The 14,028-nt window shown below is 40.7% G+C and carries 10 protein-coding genes and 1 pseudogene; 2 read left to right on the top strand and 9 right to left on the bottom strand.

Features of this window, described 5'->3' with window-relative positions; all coding sequences use genetic code 11:
* The first annotated feature begins 20 nt into the window (after positions 1 to 20).
* Positions 21 to 1,559, top strand: a complete 1,539-nt coding sequence (locus tag AC0L6R_RS13035) for a carbon-nitrogen hydrolase family protein (protein WP_283414698.1) — start codon at positions 21 to 23, stop codon at positions 1,557 to 1,559.
* Positions 1,560 to 1,624: 65 nt separating this feature from the next.
* A complete protein-coding gene (locus tag AC0L6R_RS13030; protein ID WP_473271582.1) occupies positions 1,625 to 2,479 on the top strand; it encodes a pirin family protein in 855 nt (284 codons plus the stop codon).
* On the opposite strand, the pseudogene AC0L6R_RS13025 reads toward AC0L6R_RS13030, so the two are convergent.
* From AC0L6R_RS13025 to bshC, 9 genes and pseudogenes are all read right to left on the bottom strand, one after another.
* Positions 2,480 to 3,254 (bottom strand): annotated as a pseudogene (locus tag AC0L6R_RS13025) (Rossmann-like and DUF2520 domain-containing protein).
* Positions 3,255 to 3,339: 85 nt separating this feature from the next.
* Positions 3,340 to 4,737 carry a dihydrolipoyl dehydrogenase gene (gene lpdA, locus AC0L6R_RS13020; RefSeq protein WP_473271581.1) on the bottom strand — a complete coding sequence of 466 codons (1,398 nt, stop codon included), beginning with the start codon at positions 4,735 to 4,737 and terminating at the stop codon, positions 3,340 to 3,342.
* 103 nt (positions 4,738 to 4,840) lie between these two features.
* Positions 4,841 to 6,151, bottom strand: coding sequence for a 2-oxoglutarate dehydrogenase complex dihydrolipoyllysine-residue succinyltransferase (gene odhB / locus AC0L6R_RS13015; RefSeq protein ID WP_473271580.1), 1,311 nt, complete (start codon positions 6,149 to 6,151; stop codon positions 4,841 to 4,843).
* Between the two features lie 47 nt (positions 6,152 to 6,198).
* Positions 6,199 to 6,276, bottom strand: coding sequence for a biotin/lipoyl-containing protein (locus AC0L6R_RS13010; RefSeq protein WP_473271638.1), 78 nt, complete (start codon positions 6,274 to 6,276; stop codon positions 6,199 to 6,201).
* A gap of 179 nt (positions 6,277 to 6,455) precedes the next feature.
* Complete coding sequence (locus AC0L6R_RS13005) at positions 6,456 to 9,248, bottom strand: 2-oxoglutarate dehydrogenase E1 component (RefSeq protein WP_473271579.1); 2,793 nt, start codon at positions 9,246 to 9,248, stop codon at positions 6,456 to 6,458.
* A 243-nt stretch (positions 9,249 to 9,491) separates the two neighbouring features.
* Positions 9,492 to 11,156 (bottom strand): patatin-like phospholipase family protein, encoded by a 1,665-nt coding sequence (locus tag AC0L6R_RS13000; RefSeq protein WP_473271578.1) that lies wholly within the window; start codon positions 11,154 to 11,156, stop codon positions 9,492 to 9,494.
* Between the two features lie 191 nt (positions 11,157 to 11,347).
* On the bottom strand, positions 11,348 to 11,857 hold the full coding sequence (locus AC0L6R_RS12995) for a hypothetical protein (protein ID WP_283414705.1): 510 nt from the start codon (positions 11,855 to 11,857) through the stop codon (positions 11,348 to 11,350).
* A gap of 10 nt (positions 11,858 to 11,867) precedes the next feature.
* Entirely contained in the window at positions 11,868 to 12,440 is a 573-nt protein-coding gene (locus AC0L6R_RS12990) for a 5-formyltetrahydrofolate cyclo-ligase (protein ID WP_473271577.1), read from the bottom strand.
* Complete coding sequence (gene bshC / locus AC0L6R_RS12985; protein ID WP_473271576.1) at positions 12,430 to 13,995, bottom strand: bacillithiol biosynthesis cysteine-adding enzyme BshC; 1,566 nt, start codon at positions 13,993 to 13,995, stop codon at positions 12,430 to 12,432. Before bshC ends, AC0L6R_RS12990 begins: the two co-directional genes overlap by 11 nt.
* Positions 13,996 to 14,028: the final 33 nt, after the last annotated feature.

Raw genomic sequence — 14,028 nt, 5'->3', positions numbered from 1 at the left:
TCCACATTCAGTAACTTAACATGGACAATACGCAAGTAGAAAACATATCATTATCCTACCTACAACCTTCTGATTACGCAGATCTCAAATCGGCAATGATCGAAGCATACAGAAGTATGCCTGGTTCGTATTGGAAGGAAAGTCAAATTGAAAGTTTGATCACCAAGTTTCCTGAAGGTCAGGTAGTCATTCGCATCAACGACAAACTAGCTGGCTGTGCGCTTTCGATTATTGTGAGCGACGCTGATCTGGAAGGTGAGCATACATACAAAGATATTACGACTGACTTCACCTTCGACAACCATAACAATGCAGGAGATATGCTGTATGGTATAGATGTGTTTATCAAACCAGAATTTCGCGGATTGAGGCTAGGAAGAAGGTTGTACGATTATAGAAAAGAGCTATGTGAAAAACTGAACTTGAAAGGAATAGTCTTTGGAGGTAGAATCCCAAATTATCACAAGTATGCAGATAAAATGGGGCCAAAGGAATACTTGGAAAAAGTAAAGCTCAAGGAAATCTATGACCCAGTTCTGAATTTTCAGTTAGCAAATGACTTCCACCCAGCTAGGATCATGAAAAACTATCTTGAGGGTGATGCCGCCTCCAGTGAGTTCGCCGTATTGTTGGAGTGGAATAATATTTTCTACGAAAAGCCAAATAAAAAAGCCTCCACAAATAAGACTATTGTTCGTCTTGGCCTGATTCAATGGCAGATGCGCCTGTATGACAATTTGGATGAGTTAATGCAGCAAGCAGAGTACTTCATCGATGCAGTATCTGGTTATCGCTCAGATTTCGCGCTTTTCCCTGAGCTATTTAATGCTCCGTTGATGGCAGAATTCAATCACTTAAGTGAAGCACAGGCTGTTCGTGGATTAGCAAAATATACTGATGAGATCGTGAAGCGTTTTGCGCAGCTATCTGTGTCCTATAATATCAATATCATCACTGGCTCTATGCCGAAAATAAAAAATGATAAGCTATACAATGTAGGCTACCTCTGCAAACGTGATGGATCCGTTGAAATGTATGAGAAGCTGCATATTTCACCCTTGGAAGCTAAAGTATGGGGCATGCAAGGCGGAACGCAACTGAAAGCTTTTGATACTGACTGTGGAAAAATCGGAATCTTGATCTGCTACGATGCAGAATTCCCGGAACTAAGCAGAATTCTAGCTGATGAAGGAATGGATATTCTTTTCATCCCATTCTTAACAGATACCCAGAATGGCTATTCTAGAGTCCGCAATTGTGCAATGGCAAGAGCGATAGAAAATGAATGCTACGTAGCCATGGCAGGAAGTGTGGGCAACTTGCCAAAGGTTCACAATATGGATATGCAATATGCACAGTCTATGGTCATTACACCTTGTGATTTCGCATTCCCTAGTAATGGCATCAAGGCTGAAGCCACCCCAAATAGCGAAATGACACTGATTGCAGATGTTGATCTATCCTTGTTGCGGGAGTTAGAGCAATTTGGAAGCGTGAGAAATCGCAAGGATCGTCGAACAGACTTGTTCGAGCTTAGACTCAAGGATATTCCAAAATAAGTTGAATTTAGGCAAACCAAATTGACTTGAAATCAATTACATGTATATACATTAATTGAAATATCATGAGAGCAATTAAAAAAATACATAAAGCAGAATACCGACCTATAGCGGATTTGGTGACATATAGTCCTATGCCTACCAGATCTTTGGATCATTTAGACCCATTTATTTTTCTAAACCATCACGGTTTTCAAACTTATCCATCCAACAATGAAGGCTTGCCTTTTGGTCCGCACCCGCATCGTGGAATGGAGACTGTAACTTTTATACTAGCGGGAGATATCATGCACAAAGATTCATCCGGACATGAATCTGTCATCGGACCAGGAGGGGTTCAATACATGACCGCTGGTAGCGGGCTGATACATGCTGAGGTCAGTAGCGATGAATTCAAGAAAAAAGGTGGAGACCTTGAAATTTTACAGCTTTGGCTGAATCTTCCTGCGGATAAAAAGATGATGAAACCGAGTTATGTTGGCCTGCAAAAAGAAGAAATTCAAACTTTCGAATTGGATGGAGGCAAAGTAAAGGTCCAGCAGTTATTCGGAGAGTGGGAAGGAACTGAAGGTGCTTTTGAGGGAAACTTCCCAATCACGATGAGTACTATTTATTTGGAAAAAGGAGGAAAGTTTGAAAAATCACTCCCCAAGGATGAGAGCATTTTCTTCTACATCGTGCGAGGTACACTGAAGGTCAACGGCGAAGAAGTCAATTTCAGGAATTTAGTGGAATTTGAAAATCAAGAGGGAGCAATTAGCGTAGAAGCTACCGATGACGCTGTTCTGATTTTAGGTAATGCTTTATCTTTCAATGAGCCAATGGTTGCTCAAGGTCCATTTGTAATGAACACCACCAAGCAAATCCAAGAAGCCTATGCTGATTACCAAGCCGGGAAATTCGGGACTTGGAACCATTAATTAGCTATCAATAATATCCTGGGAGACTAATCTGTAGATTTCTGCTATTGATTCGTTGTAATTCAAAAAGCGATGATGGTCTTCCAGGTGTTTCATAATCCTCCCGAATTGCAGGGCCAGTTTGAGCAGCCTTAGCTCCCATTTGAAGACTTTTTGAAATAGTTTCGATTATCAGCGGTTTAAGCATTTCGAAATCCAACCCTTGCCGGTGCATTACCTCCTCCGCTATTCTAATCATATGATTGGAAAAGTTGCTCGCAAAAACAGCTGCAATATGCATCGCTTTCCTATCCTTTGATCTCACAGTATAAGTCAGAGGGGATATGCTTTTAGCTAGCTTTTTGAGTTTTTGTAAGGTCTCTTCATCATCAGACTCCAACAAAAAAGGTACTTCATCAAATTCAATTTTTCTACCCTTAGTAAAGGATTGCAAGGGATAAAATATGCCTGTGTAGCTGGCTGAGCTATAATTCAAAATATCTAAGCCTACAGATCCAGAAGTATGAACCAGAATAGAATCTTCCGGTAAAATTATCTCATCTGCAACTTCAAGTATCGCAGAATCTTTGACTGCCAAAATGAAAATCTCTGCTTCGCTAGCCGAAAAATCAAGATCATCCTTAGACTCTCCGGCATAAACACGACCAGTGATATTTTCGGCACTTTTTATCGTGCGCGCATAAACCTCTGTGATAACATGTCCGGCATCTTCCAGAGCTGGAGCCAAATGCCAGGCCACGTTTCCCGCTCCAATAATTGCAATTTTGAACTTCATGTTGGAAATAACTCATTTTTCCTCAAAAAGAAAAAGCCACTCGAATCTCTCCGAATGGCTTAAATCAGCAAGGGTACTAATTTTATTAAATATGTAGCGCTCTATTATCAGTAGCAGCCAAACAAGCCTCTTTGAAAGCTTCAGTATAAGTCGGGTGAGCATGAGACATTCTGGCGATATCCTCAGCCGATGCTCTATATTCCATCGCAACAACCGCTTCAGCTATCATATCAGCAGTTCTTGGACCGATCATGTGAACGCCAAGGATCTCATCTGTCTCAGCATCTGCCAAGACTTTAACCAAGCCATCAGTATCCATGGAAGCTCTTGCACGGCCTGAAGCCATGAAAGGGAATTTACCAGCCTTGTACTTGATGCCTTTTTCCTTCAATTGCTCTTCGGTATATCCTACGGCAGCTACTTCCGGCCAAGTATAAACTACACCAGGAATCAGGTTGTAGTTGATATGAGGCTTTTGACCTAATATAGTCTCAGCAACAAAGACACCTTCTTCCTCAGCTTTGTGAGCAAGCATGGCACCTTTCACCACATCACCGATTGCATAGATATTTGGCACATTGGTCTGAAGATGATCATTCACCTCCACTTGACCTCTGTCGGTGATTTTCACACCTGCAGCTTCAGCATTCAAGCCATCAGTGTAAGGTCTTCTACCAATTGAAACCAAGACATAATCGCCTTTCACTTCTACCGTTTCACCTTTTGCATTCTCAGCTTTCACAGTCACTTCTTTGCCTTTGCTTTCTACAGAAGTTACTTTATGCTTCAGGAAAAATTCAAAGCCAATTTTCTTCAAGGACTTCTGAAGTTCCTTGCCCATGGTGCGATCCATGGTAGGAATTAATGAATCCATGAATTCGATCACAGAAACCTTCGCACCCAATCTCGCATACACAGAACCTAGCTCCAAGCCGATTACTCCGCCACCGATTACTACTAGGTGCTTCGGAATCTCTTTCAAGTTCAAAGTTTCAGTAGAAGTGATCACTCTTTCTTTGTCGATCTTAATGAAAGGCAAAGTAGATGGTTTAGAACCGGTTGCTATAATGATGTTTTTACCCTGAATGTCAGAAGCAGAACCGTCATCTTTAGTCACTTTCACAGTAGTTTTATCTACGAAAGAGCCAACTCCTTGATGAACATCGATTTTGTTCTTCTTCATCAAGTAATCAATCCCATCTGTATTTTGCTTTACCACGTCATTCTTACGGGTAATCATTTGCTTCAAATCTACTTTCAAATTGCTCAACTTAATGCCGTGAGTTTCGAACGTGTGAGCTGCATTATGATAATGCTCAGAGGAATCCAACAATGCCTTGGACGGGATACAACCCACATTCAGGCAAGTCCCTCCTAGCGTTGGGTATTTTTCAACAATGGCGGTTTTCAACCCAAGCTGCGCACAGCGAATCGCTGCAACATATCCACCTGGACCAGAACCTATAACTATTACGTCGTACATTTTTTTGTCTTTTTAGAGTCTAGAACCATGAGCCAAGACTTGTTAAAATGAGGGCTGAAGTTCCTCAGCCCATCGTAAATCGTATATCAGAAATCTTAAATCCTTAGACTCCAAACAACAATCTTGTCGGATCTTCAAGCAATTCTTTTACTCGAACGAGGAAGCTTACCGACTCACGGCCATCAATGATTCTGTGGTCATAAGAAAGTGCCAGATACATCATCGGAAGGATTACAACCTCACCATTTACCGCCATTGGGCGTTGAACGATGTTGTGCATTCCCAGGATAGCAGATTGTGGAGCATTGATGATAGGTGTTGACATCATTGAACCGAAGATTCCTCCGTTAGTCAATGTGAACGTACCGCCAGTCATTTCCTCTATAGAAAGCTTGTTGTCTCTAGCTTTCATAGCCAATCTTACCACCTCTTTTTCTACCTGATCAAAACTTAGTGTTTCGGCATTTCTGATTACCGGAACTACCAATCCTTTTGGAGCAGAAACGGCAATTGAAATATCACAGTAATCGTTGTAAACGATCTCGTTTCCGTCAATTTTAGCATTTACTGCAGGCCATTCCTGAAGGGCTACACAAACAGCTTTGGTGAAGAAGGACATGAAACCAAGTCCTACACCATGCTTCTCTTTAAATTGCTCTTTGAATTTGGATCTCAAATCCATGATCGGCTTCATGTTCACCTCATTGAATGTGGTCAACATGGCTGTTTCATTTTTCACAGAAACCAAACGCTTTGCAACTGTTTTTCTTAAAGAAGACATTTTCTCTCTGCGCTCGTTTCTAGAACCAGCAACTGGTGCAGGAGCAGAAGCCGCCGCTGGTTTGCTTTCAGCTTTTGCTGGAGCTGGAGCAGCTTTTTGAGCAGATTGAGCATCTTCTTTAGTAATTCTACCGTCTTTTCCAGTTCCTTTTACAGACTCAGGAGAAACTCCCTTTTCTGCCAAAATCTTCGAAGCTGCAGGAGACGCATGTCCAGTAGCATAGTTTGTATTTCCTGAGGCAGCTGCTGGAGCTGATTCAGAAGAAGATTCAGAACTAGCTGCAGCCGCTGGTTCGCCTTCCGTCACTTCGATTTTACAGATCATTCCACCAATCTCAAGCACATCGCCTTCTTGCGCCACGTGGCGAAGAATTCCTGATGCCTCAGCTGGCAATTCAAAAGTAGCCTTATCAGAATCTACCTCAGCGATGATTTCATCCAACTTCACATAATCTCCATCACCTTTTAGCCAGTTAGCCAAAGTAACTTCCGTGATAGACTCACCTACAGTAGGCACTACCATGTCTTTCACTTCTCCGGTAGCTTTTGATTCAGAAGATTTTGCTTCTGCTTTGGGTGCAGCTTCAGCAGCTGGCTCAGATTTACCCTGGAGTTCCAGTTTCGTCAATTTCACAGATCACAGCTCCTATTTCCAGTACATCACCTTCTTGGGCTTTGATTCTAAGCACGCCCAGCAGCTTCTGCCGGCAATTCAAAAGTGGCTTTATCAGATTCCAGTTCACAAAGGACTTCGTCCATCTGAACTCTCCTCTCCATCTTTTTTAAACCATTGACCGATAGTTACTTCCGTGATGGATCTCCTACCGCTGGGACTTTAATTTCTTTGCTCATAAGTTTTTCTTTTTTTTCTTTCTAGTCAAAAAGAGAGGAACAAAATGATACGATTATTTTGGATGTCTTTATAAAAAGAGCTGTAATTATTTCAATTTAAGTGCCTGAGCAACAATATTTTTCTGCTCTTCCACGTGGACTTTATTATATCCTGTGGCAGGCGAAGCACTTGCTTTTCTTGCGATCACCTCCATAGGTAATTCTTTATAAAGGAGTCTTAACATATAATTCCAATAGCCCATGTTAGATGGTTCTTCCTGTACCCAAACTAATTCAGCTTCTGGATAAGCAGACAAAGCATCCAGCATCTGCTTCTTAGGAAGTGGGTGTAGTTGCTCGATCCTAACGATAGCCACATCTTTTACTTTCTCTTTCTCACGAGCTTCTTCCAAGTCGTAATAGATCTTTCCTGAGCAAAGCACAACACGTTTCACATCTTTAGCATTCACCGTAGTGTCTGGAAGGACTTCTCTGAAAGTACCCGAAGTAAATTCGAAAAGTGGAGAAACTACTTTTGGATGTCTAAGCAAAGACTTAGGCGACATGACAATACATGGCTTTCTAAATTCCCAAGCCAGCTGTCTTCTCAGCAAGTGGAAGAAGTTAGACGGCTCAGTTACGTTAGCGACAACTGTGTTGTATTCAGCAGCAAGCTGCAGGAATCTTTCCGGACGTGCATTGGAGTGCTCTGGTCCCTGACCTTCATAGCCATGTGGAAGCAACATTACCAAACCGTTCATTTTCTGCCATTTTGATTCACCAGAGGTAATAAACTGGTCAATCATGGTTTGAGCGCCATTGGCGAAATCACCAAATTGTGCTTCCCAGATCGTCAAGGAATTTGGGTTTGCCATGGCATAACCATATTCAAAACCTAAAACCGCGTATTCAGAAAGAAGTGAATTGTAGATATAGAATTCACCTTTTCTGTCCTTCATTTCTTTTAGGGAATTGTAGGCTTTATTTGTATTGGCATCATGAAGGACCGCATGACGGTGAGAGAAAGTCCCTCTTTGCACATCCTGGCCAGTCAATCGAACAGTCTTTCCTTCCAAAGTCAAGGAACCGTAAGCAAGTAATTCTGCTGCTGCCCAGTTTAATGATTTAGACTGGAAAAACATGTCTTTACGCTGCTTCAGCTGGGCTTCAATCTGCTTAAGCGGCTTAAATCCTTTAGGAATCACAGTAAGCGCTTCAGCAACTTTTTCTATTTGCTCCTGAGTTACACCAGTCTGAGGGGATTGATCAAAATCCTCTGGCTTAGATCTTCTCAAGTTACTCCATTCTTCTTCGAATCGAGTTGCCTGATATGGAAGAGGCTTTTCCTTTACCAAATTCAAACGATCCTGAAGCAACTGTCTGAATTCCTCATCCATTTGCGAAGCCAATTTAGCTTCCACATCACCACGTTCAGCGAGGCGCTTCACGTAGATCTCTCTTGGATTTGGGTGTTTAGAAATGATGTTGTAAAGTTCTGGCTGAGTGAACTTCGGTTCGTCAGACTCATTATGCCCATGACGTCTATAGCAGACCATGTCCACAAAAATATCACGGCTGAATTTTTGTCTGAATTCCGCTGCAAGTTTTGCTGCAAATACTACAGCCTCAGCATTATCACCATTCACGTGAATGACAGGTGCGTCAATGATTTTAGCAATGTCAGTACAATAGATAGAAGAACGGGCATCATCAAAATCGGTAGTAAAACCAACTTGATTATTGATTACAAAGTGGATCGTACCACCCGTATTATAACCTTTCAGATCTTCCATCTGAGTCACCTCGTAAACGATTCCTTGACCAGCGATAGCAGCATCTCCATGAATCAAAATTGGAAGTGCTTTGGTATAATCACCTTTGTATTCTGAATCGATCTTTGCACGTAGGAAACCTTCCACTACTGGATCCACAGCCTCTAGGTGAGAAGGGTTTGGCGCTAGTTTCAGGTGAACCTTATTCTCCGAATGCGTCACAATATCACTGGAATAACCCATGTGATATTTCACATCCCCATCGCCCATTGTTAAATCCGGCTTGGCTGTTCCTTCGAATTCAGAGAAAATCTGCTCGTAGGTTTTGCCCATTATATTTGCCAAAACATTCAAACGACCTCTGTGAGCCATGCCTATCATCACTTCCTTCACGCCTAACTGAGAAGAAGTATTAATTACAGCATCCAAGAATGGAATGGTGCTTTCTCCACCTTCCAGTGAAAAACGCTTTTGACCAAGATATTTGGTGTGCAAAAAGTTTTCGAAAACTACCGCTTGGTTAAGTTTCGAAAGGATTCTTTTTTTCTCCTCATGAGTTGGATTAAATGCTAAAGCTTCTTTTTCCACTTTAGTCTTAAACCAATCCAACATTTCCGGATCGCGTATATATAGGTATTCAAACCCTACAGATCCTTCGTAAATAGACTTTAAAGAATCTAAAATCTTAGAAAGTTTTGCAGAACCGATACCAATCTCGTTACCAGCTTGGAATTCGGTATTCATGTCTTCCTGCCCCAACCCAAAGTCCTGAGGGTCGATCAAAGCTTTTCTATCTCTTCGCTCTCGTACAGGGTTAGTCTTTGATCTCAAGTGAGCTCGAGATCTGTAAGCATGAATCAATGCTCTCACCTTAATTTCCTTAGGCAATTGCTCCATGTCCATAATGGTACCTGGAGTGGCAAGTGCGCCATTTTTGGCAGGAGGAGTAGACTTTCCATTTGACAAAGCTCCGACCTCTTCTTCACCGTAGTTGGTTAGTGCAAAGTCAAAGCCGTCAAAAAACTCTTTCCAGCTTGGGTCGATTGATTCTGGGTCACTCTTGTAAGAAGAGTATAGCTCATCGATATAAGACACGTGAGCATTAGCGATATAAGAAAACTTATCCATTGTTAATTGTTCAAGAAGAATCCAAAGCTAAGGTCTTAATCCTATAATAAAAAATTGCTTATTTGCCTTTCCGAATATACTAATTGATTCTATTCAACACGTATGGAAAATTCAGCCAAAGAATAGCTTCTTGAATCTATATTTCATAAAACTCATTGAAAACCGTTGTTACTAGTTAATTTTATTGTACAAATACCACCTCATTTCCCCCTACTACTCGATAAAAAGCAGCAAAAGTGATAACTATTTCCTTACAAAAATTAATGGGTCGGCAGTGAATTGTTTCCAATCTTCCAAAAGGGCTTTATGGAGATTCTTCACCTGATCCGTTTGATATTCTGAAGGAAGTTTCTGAATGTACTTTATTAGATTGTAACAAGTAGTAAACTGTCCGCAAGCGATAAGGTTATCCTGACGGTGCACTTTTAAGTCCTCGCTATCCCACCACAATGTGGTAGGCATCTGCGAAGCGAGAAGCGCAGATTCTTTGATTTTTTTCGATACAGTGATATCATCCGCCTTTTCTTTTTGTTTTTCATCACTGATCGTGTTTTGCTTTCCGTTCAGTTGGTACACTGTTGAAGTTACTCTTCGATTAGCGAATTTTGGGGTGGTATAAAGCAAGTCAAAATTCAACCTTCTTATTTGTCTGAGGAATATCTCATTAATCATTAGTAGCGCTGAAGTCCATCTATTGATCACCATATCTTTTACCTGATTTACTTCCAAATTGGCGAATCTCTCCACGTCATCCAGCAAGGCATGTGGCAAGACATTTTTAACCATTCCCTGCACTTCATTCTTAGCTTTTTTCACTACGTAATCACCCAAAAGCCCCAAGCTAGTTAATACGGCAAATATGCCGATCAACCCACTTGAAATACCATAAAGCAAAATCCAGGTTTTCTCAAAAAATACGTCTAAAACACTTGAAAAAATTAACCCAAAGATCCCTATCAAAAGGCCAATCCAATAAATAGGCTTCAATTGAAGGTGCCCTAGCCACCCTGCAACATAGGAAGAGAACGGTTCTTTACCCTCACTTGAATTTTCGCCTTGATAAAGATTCCAAGGTGGCATAACAAAACCATCTACATCATTCACAATAAGTAGATCTAAAGGAAAACCTTCCTGAGAACTCTTATCAAAATTCACCATGCTGCCAATCCCTTGATTATCCACAATACCTCCATCCATTATACCTACACCCTTGGCAAATTTGGGAACAGTGATCAGGTTAATATATTCTTGACTTTCGTGATTTTCTAAGTAATCATTTGGGAAAATCATGGGCGCAAACCCTACGGGAAAACATGAAGAAGAAGCAATTGCATCGGCAATCCGTATGTCGCTCAATACAGCTTGAAGCTGATCACATTTCAATTCATAATTCCCAAACTTATTAACGTTCTGAAATCTAAAAGTCAACCCATATGTAAATTCAGTAGCATTAAAGCAGACATACTTCAAGTGACCTTGTATTTTCTGCGGCTTTAAATCCTCAAAGCTTTCAGCAACTAGCTTCTCATAATATGTCAATGCAAAGCCATTAATCACTGATCTACTCCTAGTCGTGGTCTGCCAAAATTCATTATCCATAAACTTTGCCGTAGCCTCCCCTACCAGCTTATCTTCCTTTAAAAAAGAATAAAGTTTTGAATAAAAAGCCTCGAAGGATTCCCCTTTGGCATTGCTCGCGGCAAATAAACCTGCAGTAATTGTCCCTCCGCTTACTGAGCTAAGCGCTATTACGTTTTCAAGTAGCGGTTTTCCTTCAAACTCAATTCTATTCAGGTAATCTAAAACCCCCAAGCTGAAAGCTGTAGCTCTGTAGCCACCGCCGCTAAAGCAGACTCCAATGGATTTAAATGGTTTAAGCGTTTCAGAAACCTCCGTTGATTGCGACATAAAAATCTAGTTTTAAAAAGAGTAATGTATTAAAAATGATATTTTAATATACTTAATATCAGTGATATAAAATAAATTGAATAAAAAAAGCAGCGCCGATCTGGCGCTGCTCATTTAAATTTTAGCTTCCTCAACTATCTATATTAAACCTAGGATTAGAAGTCTCACCATTCAATAAAAAAAGTTTTCCATTACAAAGAATATCGTAGCGTAAATGCCACTTCATCCTCCCAAAACTTAGTAAAGTCGGTGAAATTATAGGCAGGCTTCCAATACAACCCTACAAAAAAATTACTCTTATTAATGTTGTATTCCACTCCGGTAATTGCATCAATTCCGAACACCTTATAATCCTGATCAATCTTATACACCCAAGGTGGCTCACCTTTTCCATCTTTCCATATTCCGTAATGAGCTCCGCCACCAAAATACCACTCAAGCCCTCGGAATTCTCGAATGTCCATATGGTGCTCATATAATGCAGCTGCAACCCAGCCTTTCCATCTCTTGTAAACAAGCAGGTCAACGGCGCCATTGTAAGAAATAAATTGTTTTATAGTTCCGCCAATATTAGTTCCGCCAGTAATCCCAATCATGGTATTGTAATCTTGGATTTGCGCTTTGGATTCAACTACTGCTGAAAACAAAAGAGAAAGCGTAACAAAAACCACGAGTAAAGTAAATCGCATAGAGTAGCTCATTAATTCAAGTTTAAAAAGTAATAATATTTTCTGGCGTAATACAATAATCCAGTGGGATATCATGTAATTCAGATGGAATACTCAGTTCTGGAGAGAAAAAACTCAATCCGACCTTTATTACTGAAGGATACAAACTGGCCAAAAACACATCATAATACCCTTTGCCAAATCCAATTCTATTCCCTTTTTGATCATAAACTAGCAAGGGCACAAAAACCAACTGAATCATCTCATTCGAAGCGAACTCATACTCTTCTGGAATCGGAATTCCCCAACTATCAAGCTGAAAGTTTGTGCCAGACTTTAAAAGCAAAGTCTGCAATTTCAATGAACCTGGATCAACCTTTGAAGTATAAACCGTTCCACCCCTCTCTTGTATATGCTCCTTGATAGGATAGGTATTCACTTCCAGTTGCTTTGGAATGGGAAAGAATAGGTGAAAATGATTGAGGCCTTTTCGCTCTTTCAAAAAATCAATCACATTGTTAGAAATCTGAAGCGATTTCTGTTCGATCTCTTCGTTTGACAAAGCCGCACGAAGCTCTTTGTAAAAAGTTCTTAGCTGGTGCTTATCAAGACTCATTTGTCAATACCATCATTCTGAAATCCAGCGGATCGAAGCAATCCAGAAGCTCAGAGATCAGATCTGGGTTAGCAAGATAAAACTGCATCATATTTACCACCCGCTCCTGTGGGCTACCTCCTGGCTTCACTAACTCCTGAATACAACAGGCACGCTCAATTTGTGTATGCAGACGACGTTCCTCTGCTTTACGCAGCTTTCTGGACATTTGATCAATGATCTTCAATGATCTCATTTTCCCAGCTTCGAATGCATTTTCCAAGGTCTTCTCCAAATGTGCAGCTTCCTTACCTTTCATATCGAATAGTGCTGAAATCACCTCTTTCTGCTTAGTGAGCTCTATGTCCATGCTAGCTTCAGCCTTCACAAAAGTCTTTTTCCAGTGCTCCACGTCCACAAATAAATCCTCAACACTCCAATTCAATTGTTGCATTTTGCGCTGTACTTTTTCGTTTGCGAGCAAAGCGAAATTCCGAGGTAGTAAGACAGGGAAAGGAGTTTTAAAATGATCGAAAACACTCTTCAGCTGCAGCCAATAAACTACTTCAGCTGGGCCTCCCAAATAAGCCAGATTAGGCAGAATGGTTTCCTGATAAAGTGGACGCAAGACTACGTTCGGACTAAATCGCTCTGGATTTGACTCTACTAAAGCCTCCATTTCTTCATCGGAAAATCGCAATTCGGTATTTACCACACCAAATCCAGAATCCATCTTTTCAATCCGCTCCCTAATCCCTTTGTCCAGGGAGAATAAATTAACTTCCCGAGGGAAGATCTGACTGCTATATCCCAATTCCTCCAATTCCTCAGTCGCTTCATTTGCCTTTGTAAAAGGAGTATGTTTGAACAAATCAGAAAGTATGACCTCTGTAAATTCCCGTTTCAAACTCGCATCATCTCCATCCACAATCAGCAAACCTTCCTCGCCAAAAAGTGAATTCACATACTTGCGGACTGCCTCTGCTAGCGTTTTAGATGAAGAATATGCATCTAAAAATACCTGCGGAGCAAAGGATACTGATTTAAGAAATTCCTTAAAACTTTTATCAAGTTCAAAATCTCCAACTGCACCAGTCTGATCAGAATTCCATTGATATTTCTTGCCATCAAGTTTGAAATAATTGATCTCATCAAAATCGTGGTCCTCAGTGGCCATCCAATAAACAGGCACAAACTTGTAGTTCGGGTATGTTTCAGCTAATTTTTTGGCCAGATTAATTGTAGAAACAATCTTATAAATAAAGTAAAGTGGACCGGTGAATAAATTCAATTGATGACCTGTAGTCACCGTGAATGTACCTTCTGAAGCCAATGCCTTAATGTTGGAAGAAACAGCGTAACTCACTTCCTGATTTGCATATTGACTATGCAGCGCTTCTACCAGCACTTTGCGATTTTCATCTGAAAAAGTCTTTTGCTCAATAGCCTGTTTGAAACTCTCCAGCTTAGGAGCGTGAGCATAAAAAGGTTGTAATTCTTTTTTCCCTCCGATATAATCCAAAAAAAATTGTGAAAACTGTCCAGTCTTGTGAAGTTCTACGCAATGTTTTTTCATAAGGGAATTGAGCTGAGGGTTATATTGGAAAAC

The sequence above is a fragment of the Algoriphagus sp. 10J20-15 genome, assembly GCF_055809615.1.
The sequence above is the reverse complement of the archived record's forward strand: the minus strand, read 5'-3'. Positions and strand labels throughout refer to the sequence as shown.